This is a genomic window from Streptococcus sp. CCH8-C6 (assembly GCF_001557225.1).
Taxonomy (GTDB): domain Bacteria; phylum Bacillota; class Bacilli; order Lactobacillales; family Streptococcaceae; genus Streptococcus; species Streptococcus sanguinis_C.
In genome coordinates this window covers 112,706-128,757 of sequence record NZ_LSJN01000034.1, presented here as the reverse complement: position 1 = coordinate 128,757, position 16,052 = coordinate 112,706, and the positions used below count along the sequence as shown (strand labels likewise).

General features: G+C 44.2%; 13 protein-coding genes. 12 read left to right on the top strand and 1 reads right to left on the bottom strand.

Annotated elements, in window-relative coordinates; translation table 11 throughout:
• Positions 1-56: 56 nt before the first annotated feature.
• The 9 genes from murF (at position 57) to icd (ending at position 11,813) form a co-directional block, all read left to right on the top strand.
• Positions 57-1,427, top strand: a complete 1,371-nt coding sequence (gene murF / locus AX677_RS04595; RefSeq protein WP_060976323.1) for a UDP-N-acetylmuramoyl-tripeptide--D-alanyl-D-alanine ligase — start codon at positions 57-59, stop codon at positions 1,425-1,427.
• A complete protein-coding gene (locus tag AX677_RS04590; protein WP_060976322.1) occupies positions 1,417-2,028 on the top strand; it encodes an NUDIX hydrolase N-terminal domain-containing protein in 612 nt (203 codons plus the stop codon). Before murF ends, AX677_RS04590 begins: the two co-directional genes overlap by 11 nt.
• 107 nt (positions 2,029-2,135) lie before the next feature.
• Positions 2,136-2,822 carry a TIGR02206 family membrane protein gene (locus AX677_RS04585; RefSeq protein WP_060976321.1) on the top strand — a complete coding sequence of 229 codons (687 nt, stop codon included), beginning with the start codon at positions 2,136-2,138 and terminating at the stop codon, positions 2,820-2,822.
• Positions 2,823-2,840: 18 nt separating this feature from the next.
• A complete protein-coding gene (locus AX677_RS04580) occupies positions 2,841-3,527 on the top strand; it encodes a TIGR02206 family membrane protein (RefSeq protein WP_002900863.1) in 687 nt (228 codons plus the stop codon).
• A gap of 449 nt (positions 3,528-3,976) precedes the next feature.
• Positions 3,977-5,521 (top strand): peptide chain release factor 3, encoded by a 1,545-nt coding sequence (locus AX677_RS04575; RefSeq protein WP_060976320.1) that lies wholly within the window; start codon positions 3,977-3,979, stop codon positions 5,519-5,521.
• A gap of 188 nt (positions 5,522-5,709) precedes the next feature.
• Positions 5,710-6,618: a magnesium transporter CorA family protein gene (locus tag AX677_RS04570; RefSeq protein WP_060976319.1), complete on the top strand. Its 909-nt coding sequence runs from the start codon at positions 5,710-5,712 to the stop codon at positions 6,616-6,618.
• 212 nt (positions 6,619-6,830) lie between these two features.
• Positions 6,831-9,494: an aconitate hydratase AcnA gene (gene acnA, locus AX677_RS04565; RefSeq protein ID WP_060976318.1), complete on the top strand. Its 2,664-nt coding sequence runs from the start codon at positions 6,831-6,833 to the stop codon at positions 9,492-9,494.
• Between the two features lie 2 nt (positions 9,495-9,496).
• On the top strand, positions 9,497-10,615 hold the full coding sequence (locus tag AX677_RS04560; protein WP_002911999.1) for a citrate synthase: 1,119 nt from the start codon (positions 9,497-9,499) through the stop codon (positions 10,613-10,615).
• On the top strand, positions 10,602-11,813 hold the full coding sequence (gene icd, locus AX677_RS04555; protein WP_060976317.1) for an NADP-dependent isocitrate dehydrogenase: 1,212 nt from the start codon (positions 10,602-10,604) through the stop codon (positions 11,811-11,813). Before AX677_RS04560 ends, icd begins: the two co-directional genes overlap by 14 nt.
• A 31-nt stretch (positions 11,814-11,844) precedes the next feature.
• Here the strand turns inward: icd and AX677_RS04550 are convergent, their stop codons facing one another.
• Positions 11,845-12,243 carry a hypothetical protein gene (locus AX677_RS04550; protein ID WP_060976316.1) on the bottom strand — a complete coding sequence of 133 codons (399 nt, stop codon included), beginning with the start codon at positions 12,241-12,243 and terminating at the stop codon, positions 11,845-11,847.
• A 357-nt stretch (positions 12,244-12,600) separates the two neighbouring features.
• Here AX677_RS04550 and AX677_RS04545 point away from each other — a divergent pair, with 357 nt between their 5' ends.
• The 3 genes from AX677_RS04545 to AX677_RS04535 all read left to right on the top strand — a co-directional run bounded on the left by AX677_RS04545 (position 12,601) and on the right by AX677_RS04535 (position 16,021).
• Positions 12,601-14,172, top strand: a complete 1,572-nt coding sequence (locus AX677_RS04545; RefSeq protein ID WP_060976315.1) for a DEAD/DEAH box helicase — start codon at positions 12,601-12,603, stop codon at positions 14,170-14,172.
• A gap of 385 nt (positions 14,173-14,557) precedes the next feature.
• Complete coding sequence (locus AX677_RS04540; RefSeq protein WP_004187784.1) at positions 14,558-15,304, top strand: DeoR/GlpR family DNA-binding transcription regulator; 747 nt, start codon at positions 14,558-14,560, stop codon at positions 15,302-15,304.
• A gap of 183 nt (positions 15,305-15,487) precedes the next feature.
• Positions 15,488-16,021: an isoprenylcysteine carboxyl methyltransferase family protein gene (locus AX677_RS04535; RefSeq protein WP_002896094.1), complete on the top strand. Its 534-nt coding sequence runs from the start codon at positions 15,488-15,490 to the stop codon at positions 16,019-16,021.
• Positions 16,022-16,052 lie beyond the last annotated feature (31 nt).

Below are 16,052 nucleotides of genomic sequence, written 5' to 3'. Positions count from 1 at the left end.
GCTGAAAATTTTCGGTCCTTTCTTTTTGCAAGCAAACCGAAAAACGAGGAAGAAGTATGAAATTATATTTATATGAAATCGCAGAAGTCCTATCTGCGAAAAATGATGTGACTCAGTTTGAAAATGTTGCGCTTAGAAATGCTGAGTTTGACAGCCGCTTGATTGAGTCGGGTGACCTTTTTGTGCCACTCAAGGGGGCGCGTGATGGCCATGACTTTATCCCAACAGCCTTTGCTCAGGGTGCTGCTGCCACCCTATCTGAGCGTCCAGTGGCAGAGGGGGCTTATATCTTGGTCGATGATGTCCTGACGGCCTTTCAGCGCTTGGCCCAGTATTATCTGGAAAAGAGGCAGGTGGATGTGCTGGCGGTGACAGGTTCCAACGGTAAAACGACAACCAAGGATATGCTGGCTCAGCTACTAGCAACCACTTACAAGACCTATAAGACCCAGGGCAATTACAATAACGAAATCGGTCTGCCCTACACAGTACTGCACATGCCTGAGGACACAGAGAAACTTGTCTTAGAAATGGGGCAGGACCACTTGGGCGATATCCATCTCCTGTCGGAACTTGCCAAACCTAAGACAGGCATTGTAACTCTGGTCGGAGAAGCCCATTTGGAATTTTTCGGCAGCCGAGCTGAGATTGCCCAAGGCAAGATGCAGATTGCGGACGGCTTGAGAAAAGATGGTCTCTTGATCGTTCCGGCGGATAAGATTGTCAATGAATTTCTGCCAGCAGACTGCAAACTGGTTCGCTTTGGCCCTGATGCGGATATCTTCCTGACTTGCTTGGAAGAGCGCAAGGACAGCTTGAGCTTTGAATGTAACTTTTTAGAGCAAAGGATTGACCTGCCTGTGACCGGTAAGTACAATGCGACCAACGCCATGATTGCAGCCTATGCAGCTCTGCAGGAGGGTGTATCTGAGGCGGCTATTGCTCAAGCCTTTTCTGAGCTGGAGCTGACCCGCAATCGAACGGAGTGGAAGAAAGCTGGCAATGGCGCAGATATCCTATCGGATGTCTACAATGCCAATCCAACAGCCATGCGCTTGATTCTTGAGACTTTCTCGACCATTCCGGCTAATCCAGGCGGACGAAAATTGGCAGTGCTGGCGGATATGAAAGAGCTGGGAGCGGACTCTAAGTCCATGCATGGCTCGATGATTACCAGTCTCAATCCAGAAATTGTGACCGACCTTTTCCTCTATGGACAGGACATGGAAGCCCTCTATGACTATGCCAAGGAGATTTACCCGCCAGGCAAGGTCCATTACTTTATCAAAAATGACGAGAAAGACCAGTTTGAACAGCTGAAACAAGCTGTCAGAGAGAAGCTGACTCCTGCCGAGCAAATTCTTCTCAAAGGCAGCAATTCTATGAATCTGGCGAAGCTAGTAGAGGACTTGGAAGATGGAAACTAAAGAAATTGCAAAAACCATTCAACGTCTCCTTTCTATTACAGAGACAGGTCTAGCATTTAGTCGTGATGAATTTGATCGAGAGCGTTACTTAGAACTCCGTCAGCTTTTGGGACACCTTCTGGCTGATTGGTCAGATTTGGATGGAAAAGAATTGGCAGAGTTGTTGCGCCCAACGGATTTTTATGCCACTCCCTTGATTGATGTCCGAGCTGTACTGGTTCGAGACGGAAAAGTCTGTTTAGTCAAGGGTAAAAATGAGAAAACTTGGGCTTTACCTGGCGGCTTTTGTGAAGTCGGACTATCTCCTAAGGAAAATATCGTCAAGGAAGTCCAAGAAGAAACGGGATTTAATGTTTCAGTTTCTCGTCTTCTTGCAATTTTTGATACTAATAAATTTCAATTTCAGAGTAAGCAATATGCTAAACTGGTCTTCGAGTGTCAGATAGAGGATGGAGATTTTCAGCCTAATACAGAAATAGAAGAGTTAGCTTTCTTTGATATCCAATCTTTACCAGAATTATCTTCTAAGCGGACGACAAAAGAACAGTTGGAAATCCTTTGGGAGATTTGTCAAGGAGATAGAGAACAGTATTTGGATTAGTTAAGTAAGTTTTTGGGATACTCTTTGTCTGAAAAAGTAAGAAATTATTGCAACAACAGGCAAACTCAACCTTGTTCAAACCTTATATTAGAATGGGAGTCTAGGAGATGGGAATAAGAGATATGTTTACAACCTATAAAACCGAACCGCCTCAACTGGGACTTTGGTATTTTGTTCTTTTGGGGCTGGTCTTTGCGATTATCTGGCTTTCCTATCGCTACTACAATCGGAAGCCTTACCAGCAGCTATTTGTCGGGATGCAAGCTTGTCAGCTGATAAGCCTCTATTTTTGGTATATGCTGACTGCTGCCCCTTTGTCTGAGAGTCTGCCTTTTTATCATTGCAGAATGGCTATGTTTGCCTTGATGTTTCTGCCTAATCGCTCAGTGTATAAATTCTATTTTGCGCTTTTGGGGACTTTTGGCTCGATTGTAGCTTTTATTTATCCGATTTTTGATCCTTACCCTTTTCCCCATATCACTATTTTGTCCTTTATCATCGGCCATCTAGCGCTCTTGGGAAATTGTTTGATTTATCTTTTCAGATATTATCATACTTTCTCTCTGAGCTGGCAGCGAGTGGTGTGGATGACCTTTCTGATGAATGCTTTTTTGCTTGTTATCAATATTTTGACAAAGGGGTCTTATGGATTTCTCACTGATCCGCCGCTTGTTGGCAATCACGGACTCCTGCTCAATTATCTGCTTGTCTCAATCGTCTTGAGTGCAGCAAACTGTTTGGTTTCTGACATTTTTAAGCGCGTGGAGCAGACCAAGACAGTCACCCTAACTTAATTATCTCATGGAGGATTTATGAAAGATTTTTTAACTACAACAAAAACGGTGGCACCGCCCATCTCGATTTTATGGTATGCTGTGATGATTGCTCTGGTCTTGCTGTCTATTTGGAGCTCGCTCAAATATCATGATAATCCACGTTTTGTCAAGGCTTTTAAGTGGATTCAGATTGCTCAGCTGCTGATGCTTTATAGCTGGTATTTTGGTTTTCGGATTCCCTTTACCAACAGCTTGCCTTTTTATCATTGCCGCCTGGCTATGTTTGCAGTGGTTTTTCTGCCAGACAAATGGCGCAGTAAGCAGTATTTTGCTCTATTAGGAGCCAGCGGAGCGGTCTTTGCCTTGGGTTATCCAGTCTTTGACCCCTATGATTTCCCGCACATTACCAGCTTCTCTTTCCTGATTGGCCACTATGCCCTCTTGGTTAATTCCTTGATTTATCTGATGAATCACTACGACAAGACCCTGCTCAAGAAATACATGATTGTAGCCTACACCTTTGGGCTCAATCTTTTCCTAGTCGGCGTTAATCAAGTGACAGGAGGAAATTACGGTCTGCTAAAAAGTCCGCCTTTTATCCCTGATGCCCCTCTATGGATAAAGTACCTCCTTGTGTCAGTCATCCTTTCTCTGGCTCTGGTTCTCTTTGATATATTGTTTAAGAAACGGTGGAAAAAGCAGTTAAGTTTGGTTCGCAGTTAATTCATCTCAAGTTTACAAGTCCTGTCAAGTTAATTTGGCAGGAGTTTTTTTAAAATTAAGAAGCCTTATCACGCCCTGCTTTGCTTCTAGTAACAAATGGACTATTTGTCTATCAACTCTTTAAGCTGGTCGAGCTAGACGCTTCTGTGACATCTGAAGAAAAAGAAGAGCTGGAAACCAGAAAAAGCGCCTGCTCTATTTACTGGGTTTAGTCTTCGTCTTTGCAATTTTTCTCTTTAGCAGTGTCATTGTCAGATTTTAAAGGAAATTTCATTGACTTAGGAGAATAGAATCGCTCGAGAGGGCGATTTTTATCTTCTTTAGATCATTGAAAAAAAGCGCTAAATCCGCTATAATAGGTAGGTTGAAAGGATTGCAATACTTCGATGTAAGATAAAAAAACAAATACTAAGATTCACCATTATCCTAAATGAAAGAAAGAGAAGAAGATGACTTTACAAGAAGAAATTAAGAAACGCCGGACCTTTGCCATTATCTCCCACCCGGACGCGGGGAAGACGACCATTACGGAGCAGTTGCTCTACTTCGGAGGCGAGATTCGTGAGGCTGGTACAGTCAAGGGGAAAAAGACGGGTAATTTTGCCAAGTCTGACTGGATGGATATTGAGAAGCAGCGGGGGATTTCAGTGACTTCCTCTGTCATGCAGTTTGACTACGATGGCAAGCGGGTCAATATCCTGGATACGCCAGGGCATGAGGACTTCTCAGAAGATACTTATCGGACCTTGATGGCGGTGGATGCTGCGGTCATGGTTATTGACTCGGGCAAGGGGATTGAGGCTCAGACCAAGAAGCTCTTTGAGGTTGTCAAGCATCGTGGTATTCCAGTCTTCACTTTTATGAACAAGCTGGATCGTGACGGTCGCGAGCCCTTGGACTTGTTGGAAGAACTGGAAGAGATTTTGGGTATTGCCAGCTATCCGATGAATTGGCCGATTGGGATGGGGAAGAGCTTTGAGGGTCTTTATGATCTCTACAATGAGCGGCTGGAGCTTTATAAGGGTGAGGAGCGCTTTGCAACTCTGGCAGAAGGCGATCAACTGTTTGCTTCTAACCCTTTCTATGAGCAAGTTAAGGAAGACATTGAGCTCTTGAGCGAAGCTGGGAATGAATTCTCGGAAGAAGCGATTTTGGCTGGCAAGCTTACACCTGTTTTCTTCGGATCAGCCCTGACCAACTTTGGAGTCCAGACTTTCCTGGAAACCTTCCTCAAGTTTGCTCCGGAACCGCATGGCCACAAGAAGACAGATGGCGAGGTAGTCGAGCCACTCAGCCCAGATTTTTCAGGCTTTGTCTTTAAAATTCAGGCCAATATGGATCCGCGCCACCGTGACCGTATCGCCTTTGTCCGTATCGTTTCTGGAGAGTTTGAGCGCGGTATGAGTGTCAATCTGCCACGTACTGGCAAGTCCGCCAAACTGTCCAATGTTACCCAGTTTATGGCTGAGAGTCGTGAGAATGTGACCAATGCCGTAGCCGGTGATATTATCGGGGTTTATGATACGGGGACTTATCAGGTCGGTGACACTCTGACTGTGGGCAAGAATAAGTTTGAATTTGAGCCTCTGCCAACCTTTACTCCAGAGATCTTTATGAAGGTTTCAGCCAAGAATGTCATGAAGCAAAAATCCTTCCATAAGGGGATTGAGCAGCTGGTGCAAGAGGGAGCCATCCAGCTTTATACCAACTACCAGACGGGCGAGTACATGCTGGGCGCTGTCGGTCAGCTCCAGTTTGAGGTCTTCAAGCACCGCATGGAAAATGAATACAACGCTGAAGTAGTCATGAATCTTATGGGTAAAAAGACTGTCCGCTGGATTTCACCAGATAATTTGGACGAGCGTATGTCTTCTAGCCGTAACATCCTAGCCAAAGACCGCTTTGATCAGCCAGTCTTCCTCTTTGAAAACGACTTTGCCCTGCGCTGGTTCGCGGACAAGTATCCAGATGTTAAATTAGAAGAGAAGATGTGACTCAGTACCAACAATTGGAACTAAAGTTCCTAATTGTTGGACGCTAGCCACTTGACTAATCTCGTCAGGCGAGGCAGTTGATTTGCTTGGTTTTGTGCTTTGACATTGCATATTTGCTTGCAGGAAGAGTTTATGAAGTTGGGTGCTAGTTTATTAGAGAATCATTCTACCTCATAGAAAGGAGCTCCATGTTTCTGGAAAGAAAACTAAAAGATCAGTCTGTCTGGATCAACATTGACTCAGATAGTTTCAAAAAGAACGCCCGGATTTATCAGGATTATGAAATTGATAAAGAGACCATCGAGTATGCGCTGGATAAGAACGAGCGGGCTCACATGGACTACAATCGTGAGAATGGAACGGTTGTCTTTATCTACAATGTCCTTAATCTAGCGACAGACAAGGAACATTATGAGACAATTCCTATGACCTTTGTGGCGCAGCAGGGGCGTCTCATCACCATTAGTAATCAAGACAATGCCTATGTTGTCAATATGATGAAGGATTATACTGAGCGCCATGAGCCAGTATCGGTCTATAAGTTTCTCTTTGCTAGTCTAGAGTTGATCTCCAATTCTTACTATCCGGTTGTTGAGCGGATGGACAAGCGCAAGGATGAGATTAATGCTCTCCTGCGTCAGACAACTACCAAAAAGCATCTTTTTGCCCTGTCCGACTTGGAAACTTCTATGGTCTATCTAGTTGCTGCAGCTAAGCAGAATCGCATGCTCCTAGAGCATATCAAAAGTCATGGCATTTACCGACGTTTTGATGAATTAGAAACCGAGCAGTTTGAGGATGCTATGATCGAGGCTCGTCAGCTCGTCTCCATGACCGATTTGATTGCTCAAGTTCTCAGCCAGCTCTCTGGCTCCTACAATAATATCCTGAACAACAATCTGAATGACAATTTGACGGTATTGACCATTATTTCTGTTCTTCTAGCAGTACTTGCAGTTATTACGGGCTTCTTTGGTATGAATGTTCCTCTGCCCTTGTCTAATGATAAAAACGCCTGGATTTATATTGTTGTCATTAGTCTAATCATCTGGGGACTTCTGACCAAGCTTCTTAAATGGTTAGCCAATAAGAAGTAAATATTTGATATTATTTTTACTATGGCAAGCACCGAGAATGGTGCTTGTTTTTTTCTTGCTTTGGAAAGAAAATGATTAGTACAGTTTGCCTGTATTTGAAAAACTGTTATTTTGCGTCATAAAATATAACATAAAAATTATAATTTTTATTGCATAAAATTTCATAATAAAGTATAATATAAAACAATTTAAAATAAGTGAGGGGTAGAAATATGGCAGAATACCTAAGCAATTTAAATTACAAAGGCAAACAATACCAATATACAGAACTTAGGAAAGCCTCGGCTCTACTAGGAGGGGATATAGAAAAACTTCCTTATTCTATACGAATATTATTAGAAAGTGTTCTTCGTAAGGAAGATGGGATTGATGTAACAAAAGATAACGTTAGCTCTTTAATGCATTATCAAGCTAAATCACCAAGCGGAGAAGTTCCTTTTAAGCCTAGCCGAGTTATTCTCCAGGATTTTACGGGTGTTCCTGTTGTGGTGGATTTGGCTAGCATGCGCGATGCTATTGTCGGGCAGGGAGGTCAGGCCAATCAGATTAATCCAGAGATTCCGGTTGATTTAGTTATTGACCACAGTGTTCAGGTGGACTTTTATGGCTGTGATATAGCTCTAGAGGCCAATATGAACCAAGAGTTTGTCCGCAACAATGAGCGTTACGAATTTCTCAAGTGGGCAGAAAAATCGTTCGATAATTATCGTGCGGTTCCCCCTGCTACTGGGATTATCCATCAGGTCAATATCGAATTTCTCAGTGATGTCATCATTGAAAAGGATGGCCAACTCTATCCGGACAGTATGTTTGGGACGGACAGTCATACGACTATGATTAATGGTATCGGTGTTCTGGGCTGGGGTGTTGGTGGGATTGAGGCCGAGGCCGCCATGTTAGGTGAAGCTTCATATTTCCCAGTTCCTGAGGTGATTGGTGTTCGTCTCTTGGGTAAGCTGCCTAAGATTGCGACAGCGACAGATTTGGCTCTAAAGGTCACGCAAATCTTACGGCAGGAAAATGTTGTTGGTAAATTTGTCGAGTTCTTTGGGCCTGGTTTGTCTAATCTAAGTCTGGCTGACCGGGCAACAGTGGCTAATATGGCGCCGGAATACGGAGCTACCTGTGGTTATTTTCCGATAGATGAGGAAACGCTCAATTACATGCGTCTGACCAATCGGTCAGAAAATCATATCGAGCTGACCCGTCTCTACGCTCAAAAAAATCACCTCTTCTATGATGAAAAGGTTGAGCCGAACTATACCAAGGTAGTCGAAATTGATTTGTCCAGCATTGTGCCGAGCATCTCAGGCCCCAAGCGTCCCCAAGATTTGATTGAATTAACAGCTGCTAAAGAGGAGTTTCAAGCTAGTTTAGTCAGAGAAGCGGGGGTCCGAGGCTTTGGTCTAGATGAGAGCGAGCTGGAAAAGTCAGCAGTGGTTCAATTTTCTGATCATGAGGAGACGATTAAGACAGGCCATGTGGCCATCGCTGCCATTACTAGCTGTACCAATACATCTAATCCCTATGTCTTGATGGCGGCAGGACTTTTAGCAAAGAACGCAGTAGAAAAAGGCTTACGCGTTTCAAAGACTGTCAAGACTTCATTAGCTCCGGGCAGCAAGGTGGTCACAGGTTATCTCAAGAAGAGTGGTCTGCAAACTTATCTGGATCAGCTTGGTTTCAATGTTGTCGGCTATGGCTGTACCACTTGTATTGGAAATTCAGGAAATCTCCGACCGGAAGTGGCTCAGGCGATTACGGATACTGACTTGCTGGCTAGTGCTGTTCTTTCAGGAAATCGGAATTTTGAAGGACGGATCAATCCACTGGTCAAGGCCAATTTCCTAGCTAGTCCGCCTTTGGTAGTTGCCTATGCTCTGGCTGGAAATACCAATATCGATCTGACTAGTGAGCCGTTGGGTTATGATCAAAAGGGGCAGCCAGTCTATTTGATGGATTTGATGCCGGAGCATGACTTGGTTGCCGACTATGTTCAAAAATATGTGACGCGCCAGCTTTTTGAAAAAGAATATGCTCATGTGTTTGACGACAATGAAAAATGGAATCAGATTCCGACTGCCTCTTCTCAAAATTATCAGTGGAATCAGGCTTCGACCTATATTCAAAATCCACCTTACTTTGATGGCTTAGCTGATGATTTAGCCATTCAGCCGCTGAAAAATCTTGCAGTGCTGGCAAAATTTGGGGATACGGTGACGACAGACCATATCTCCCCAGCAGGAAATATTGCCAGAAACAGCCCAGCGGCTTCCTATTTGCTGGAGCATGGAGTGGATTACCAAGAGTTTAATTCCTATGGCAGCCGTCGGGGCAATCATGAGGTCATGATGCGGGGGACTTTTGCCAATATTCGGATTAAAAACGAATTGGCGGATGGGAAAATTGGTGGTTACACAGATTATAAAGGAGAGTTGCTATCCATTTATGAGGCAGCCATGCGCTACAAGGAAGAGCAAATTGACACTATTGTCCTAGCTGGCAAAGACTATGGTATGGGGTCCAGCCGTGATTGGGCAGCCAAGGGGGCTAATCTTTTGGGCGTCAAGGTGGTGTTGGCAGAGAGTTTTGAACGCATCCACCGGTCAAATCTGGTCATGATGGGGATTCTTCCTTTGCAGTATCTAGAGGGAGAGAGTGCGGACAGTCTGGGCTTAACGGGCAAGGAGACTTTCGACATCAATCTGCCACAGAACCCGCAAGTTGGCCAACTGGTTGACGTGGTAGCTCGTAAGGGTACTGAAGAAATAGTTTTTCAAGCTCGGCTGCGATTTGATGCAGAGGCGGATATTCGTTACTATGAAAACGGGGGGATTTTGCCCATGGTCGTTAGAAAGAAATTAGAGGAGGTATGAGTATGAGTCAGACGGACGGCTTGAAAGATACCATTGCCTGTGATACTCGGATTAGCCAGATTGTGGATGATTCTTTGTCTTATGCAGGCTACAATATTTCTGAATTGGTAGAGCACCATGCGAGTTTTGAAGAGGTGATTTATCTGCTGTGGCATTTGCATTTGCCGACTCAAATTGAGCTTAAGCATTTTGAGGAAGATCTGCGAGCTAATTATGCTATTAGCGATGCAGTGGAGCAGTGCATCCTTATCCAGTCCCGCAAGCATCTTCATCCCATGAGTGTCTTGCGCTCAACGGTCAGTCTTTTGGGCGTTTATAATGTCCATGCTGAGGAAGCATCTCTAGAAGCGACCTATGAGCAGAGCATCCAACTTATGGCAAAGATGCCGACCATTATTGCGGCTTTTGCTAGACTGAGGTCGGGTCAGACTCCGATAGAGCCGCGGGAGGATTTGGGCTTTGCGGCTAATTTCCTCTATATGCTCAAAGGACAAGAAGCTAGTGAGCTTGAAGTCAAAGCCTTTAACTGTGCCTTGGTGCTCCATGCCGATCATGAGCTCAATGCTTCAACTTTTGCGGCTCGAGTCTGCGCCTCAACCTTGACCGATATTTATTCCTGCGTGACAGCAGCTGTAGGAGCGCTCAAGGGCTCACTTCATGGCGGCGCTAATGAATGTGTCTTTGATATGCTGAAAGAGATCAGAGAGGAAGGGGATTGTCAGGCCTACCTAGACCGCAAGTTAGCCTCTCATGAGAAGATTATGGGCTTTGGTCATCGAGTTTACAAGACCCAAGATCCGCGTGAAAAATACCTGCGTCAAATGGCCAAGGACTTGACACAGGGAACCAAGGATGAGGTCTGGTATCAGCTTTCAGAGGAAATTGAAGCCTATATGAAGCATACCAAGCATCTGATACCGAATGTCGATTTTTATTCGGCTACGGTTTACCATGTGTTGGGCATTGACAGCAGTATTTATACCCTGATTTTTGCCATGAGTCGGGTGGCTGGCTGGATTGCCCATATTCAGGAACAGCGCAAGAACAATAAGCTAATTCGGCCACGTTCTAACTATATTGGTGCTCAAGGTTTGGAGTATCTTCCCATTGGAAGGAGATAAAATGGCAGATAAGATTTTGTTTGAGAAAGGGCATCTGCTGGTACCGGATGCTCCTATTATTCCTTACATCCAGGGTGATGGGATTGGGGTTGATATCTGGGAAAATGCCCAGCTGGTCTTTGATAAGGCAGTGGAAAAGGCTTATGGCGGGCAGAGAAAGGTTGTTTGGAAGGAAGTTCTGGCTGGGAAAAAAGCAGCGGACCTGATGGATGACTGGCTACCGGATGAAACATTGGCAACGATTAAGAGTCATCTGGTGGCAATTAAGGGCCCGCTAGAAACCCCAGTCGGAGAAGGGATTCGTTCGCTGAATGTCGCGCTGAGACAAGAATTGGATCTCTATGCCTGCCTGCGGCCAGTTCGTTATTTCAAGGGAGTTCCTAGTCCGCTCAAGCACCCAGAGAAGACTGACATCACAATTTTTCGGGAAAATACAGAAGACATCTATGCAGGGATCGAGTGGGAGAGTGGAACGGCTGAAGTCCAAAAAGTTATTGATTTCCTGCAGAAGGATATGCAGGTTGACAAGATTCGCTTCCCAGAAAGCTCTGCTATTGGAATCAAGCCTATCTCTAAGCAGGGCAGTGAGCGGCTGATACGGGCAGCTATTGACTATGCGCTAGCCAAAGGACTAAGGCGTGTCACTCTGGTTCACAAGGGCAATATCCAGAAATTTACAGAGGGTGGTTTTCGGAAATGGGGCTGTGAGCTAGCTCAAAGAGAGTATGCAGATGAGTTGGCTTCTGGAAAACTAGTCATTCAGGATGTGATTGCAGATAATTTTCTGCAGCAGATTCTGCTCAATCCAGAGAAATTTGATGTTGTCGCCTTGACCAATCTAAATGGTGACTATGCCAGCGATGCCTTGGCAGCTCAGGTGGGCGGGATTGGTATTGCGCCAGGGGCCAATATCAATTACGAGACTGGTCATGCTATTTTTGAAGCTACTCACGGGACGGCGCCAGATATAGCAGGTCAAAACAGGGCTAATCCTTGTTCTCTTCTCTTATCGGGGGCCATGCTCTTTGATTACATTGGTTGGCCGGCGGTCTCTCATCTCCTGACTAAGGCTATTGAGAAGGCTCTCTTTGAGCAAAAAGTGACAGGGGATTTTGCTAGTCAGCTGGAAGGAGTAGCGGTTCTGACCACTAGTCAATTTGTTGAGGAGCTGGTAGCTAATATAGAAAAGTGCTTATAGTGAAGAAAAAAGCGATGAGGAAACTGCCTATCTAGACGGTCTCTTCATCACTTTTTTGCCTTTTTCGATATTCCATTCCCCAGCCGATGATCCAGCAGAAGACTAGCAGATAATTTTCAATCCAGCCCAGTAGATTGGCTTGATTCGCCTTTTCCAGATAGCCTAGCAGATGGTTTGTGCCAAAGCCCAGCCCGCCCAGAATCAGTGCTAGCAAGGTCATACGCAGATAGAACCAATCATACTTTATGTTGGCGGCAATGACTAAAGGCAGAATAGCCAGATTCCAGAAACCAATTTCCCGCTGCCAGTAGGGAGCTAGACCATAGATGGACTCATTGCCTAATAGCTGGGGCTGGAAAATCTGGATCATAGCTGCGCCCAGCATAGCTAAGATCAGTAAAATGAAAATCACTCGTAAAAATTTATTCATACCTGTCTCCTTTCTTCTTTGTAGATTATAATGTTTTTGAAAATGATTTTCAAATTTTCATTTTTTACAAAAGAAATCTCTAATAAAATATTTTACAGCCAAGTCCTATCTTTTTAGGTGCTTTTGTGGTATACTAGATTAGTTGCAGAAATACAGTTTTTCTATTCAGTGGGAACTAGCGACCGAGTCGGCGCTTTTTTAGTGCCTAGACTTGAGAGACCATATTTATGAAGAGAAGAGCGAATACTTTCAGAAAATCAAGATTTAGCAAGCGACAAGAGCTTGGTATATTTCGATAGTTGAGTATCAAAAGCCTTATAAGGTGGCTTCGCACCGCCTTTAGAAAGAAGAAGAACATTGAAATTTAATGAATTACATTTATCTACTGAATTATTAGCAGAGATTGAAAAAGCTGGCTTTGTAGAAGCAAGCCCTATTCAAGAGCAGACAATTCCACTTGCTATGGCAGGTAAGGATGTCATTGGTCAGGCCCAGACAGGGACAGGAAAGACGGCAGCCTTTGGCTTCCCAACTCTGGAGAAGATTGATACAGATAATCCTGCTGTGCAAGCATTGATTATCGCTCCAACCCGTGAATTGGCCGTGCAGAGTCAGGAAGAGCTTTTCCGTTTTGGCCGCAGTAAGGGCGTCAAGGTGCGTTCTGTCTACGGTGGCTCCAGCATCGAAAAGCAAATCAAGGCCCTCAAATCTGGTGCTCATATCGTCGTAGGAACACCTGGTCGTCTCTTGGATTTGATCAAACGCAAGGCGCTTAAGCTGAATCAGATTGAAACTTTGATCTTGGACGAAGCGGATGAAATGCTTAACATGGGCTTTTTGGAAGACATTGAGTCTATCATTTCACGTGTGCCAGAAGAGCGTCAGACCTTGCTCTTTTCAGCGACCATGCCGGATGCTATCAAGCGCATCGGTGTCAAGTTTATGAAGGAGCCTGAGCATGTCAAGATTGCTGCTAAAGAGCTGACGACGGAGCTTGTAGACCAGTATTATATCCGTGTCAAAGAAAATGAAAAATTTGATACCATGACCCGCCTGATGGATGTGGAGCAGCCTGAGCTATCAATCGTCTTTGGTCGGACCAAGCGCCGGGTGGATGAGCTGACTCGCGGTCTGAAAATCCGCGGTTTCCGAGCAGAGGGTATCCATGGTGATTTGGACCAAGGCAAGCGCCTCCGCGTTCTGCGCGACTTTAAAAACGGAAATTTGGATGTCTTGGTGGCGACAGATGTAGCCGCACGTGGATTGGACATTTCTGGTGTGACCCACGTCTACAACTATGACATTCCGCAGGATCCAGAAAGTTATGTTCACCGGATTGGTCGGACTGGTCGTGCTGGTAAGTCAGGTCAGTCTATTACTTTCGTAGCGCCAAATGAAATGGGCTATTTGCAGATTATCGAAAATCTGACTAAGAAGCGCATGAAAGGCCTCAAGCCTGCGACTGCAGAAGAAGCTTTCCAAGCTAAGAAAAAAGTTGCTCTTAAGAAGATTGAACGCGATTTTGCGGATGAAAGCATCCGTTCTAACTTTGAGAAATTTGGCAAGGATGCCCGCAAGCTGGCAGCAGAATTCAGCCCAGAAGAGCTGGCTATGTATATCCTCAGCTTGACGGTGCAGGATCCAGATGCCCTTCCTGAAGTAGAAATTGCCCGTGAAAAACCATTGCCATTTAAACCGTCTGGCGGTGGCTTTGGCGGAAAAGGCAAGGGCAGTCGTGGCGGAAACAGCAACCGTCGCAGCAATGACAATCGCCGTGACCGAGGTGGCCGTCGTGACCAATTTAAGAAAGGTCGCAAAGACGAGCGTTTTGATAAAGATAATCGCTACCGCAAGGACCACAAGAAGCCACGCAATACTTCTAGCGAAAAGAAAACCGGCTTTGTAATCCGTAACAAGGGTGATAAATAAAGCGGGGTGTTAACTGGAGTTGACGACAATTTTAGCGACGAGAGAGAATGCAAGTTCTCTCTTTTCGTTTGTTCAATAAATCTTCTTATTCTCAGTCCTGCAGAAATATAAGTATGAGCCAATGTAGTTTCCTTAATCATGCTGATTGAAGCAGTCCTGTTTATCAAAGTAAATTATAGCCTCCTTATTTCTGCTTTGAACTGTTTCTGGTGTTTTTGCTATAGAACAGGATTCAAAGTATTTCAACTAATTTCGACATCAAAATTCAACATATTAGCTATTTAAAATAAAAAAATTCACAAATCTTTGTTTATATGCTGGAACTGTTGTATAATAAGGTGAAGGTGAGTCTGTAAGAAATTCAGGAGTAAAAGGAGAATGTAAAATGAAAGAAAGTAGACATAGAATCATTCTGCAAGAACTGGATCAAACAGGTGTGGTTGCTGTTAAAAACCTCAAGGAAATGCTGGGTGTCACGGATATGACCATCCGTCGGGATTTGATTGATTTGGAGAAGCAGGGCATGCTGACCCGTGTTCATGGTGGAGCCCATAAGAAGGTCAAGAATGCTCTCAACGAGATTTCTCACTCAGAAAAGCAAATGCTGAATGTTGAGGAGAAGAAGCAGATTGCCCGTAAATGTGCGGATTTGATTGTTGACGGGGATACGGTCTTTATTGGGTCAGGCACCACAACGGATTTTATAGGAGACTATTTGGATGGCAAAAATATCAGCATCGTCACCAATTCGCTACCAATTTTTGAAAAGTTAAAAGAAAGAGCCAATTTAGATTTAATTCTGATTGGCGGACGCTATCGGGCTAAGACTCAAACCTTTGTCGGTCAGTTTGCCAATAATCTTTTGAAAGAAATCAAGGTTTCTAAGGCCTTTATTGGGGCGAATGGTATTGACGGTCATAATGTTACGACCAGCAATGAAGAGGAAGGCAACGGCGACGCGATTATCCTTAACAATGCCATCAGCAAATACATTGTAGCTGATAACAGCAAGTTTGATAGCTATTCTTTCTATTCTTTTTACCGGCTGGACAACCTTAGTGCTGTTGTGACAGACGACAATATCGCTCCGAAAGTTAAGGAAAAATACAGCACTTATGTTGAAATTTTGTGATGTCTGACCGATGAGAGAAACCTGGCTCAAATGAATAATTTATAGATGCTGTGACTGGGATTTTGTCTAGAAATTCTAGTCGCAGCTTTTTTATATCTTGGTCGATTTTTGTAAACAACAGTCTTGACTTTGCTGCGGAATTCCTTATATAATAAAATGTATTATTAAATTTTAGGAGGTCTTATGACAATCAATATAGTGATTTTTGTGGCTGTGTCGCTTTTTCGTTTGGTGTTTTTGAGGAAATCCTCTCAGAATGAGCAGGATATTCTGGCCAAGGGAGGCATGGAGTACGGGGTGAAAAACTCAAATATCATGAAGTACCTGCACATGCTTTTTTATGCGGTTTGCTTTCTGGAATTGCTGCTGAAGAAGCCAGCTTTTGACTTTGTGAGCCTACTGGGAGCTGTCTTGTTACTCTTTTCTATGTTTATGCTCTACCTTGTTGCCAAGCTTTTAGGACCAGTTTGGACCATCAAGCTTATGCTGGTTAAGGATCATAAGTTTGTTGACCATTGGCTCTTTCGCAATGTCAAACATCCTAATTATTTCCTGAATGTTGTACCAGAATTGGTGGGCTTGGCACTGCTCAGTCATGCTTACTTTGCTCTTTTTATCCTCTTCCCGCTCTACTGTATCACCCTCTATGTCCGTATCAAGGAAGAAGAGCAGTTACTCAAGGAAGTTATCATTCCAAATGGAATTGCTGGTGAGTAAAATTAATAAAATGCATATCGACTGCAAAATA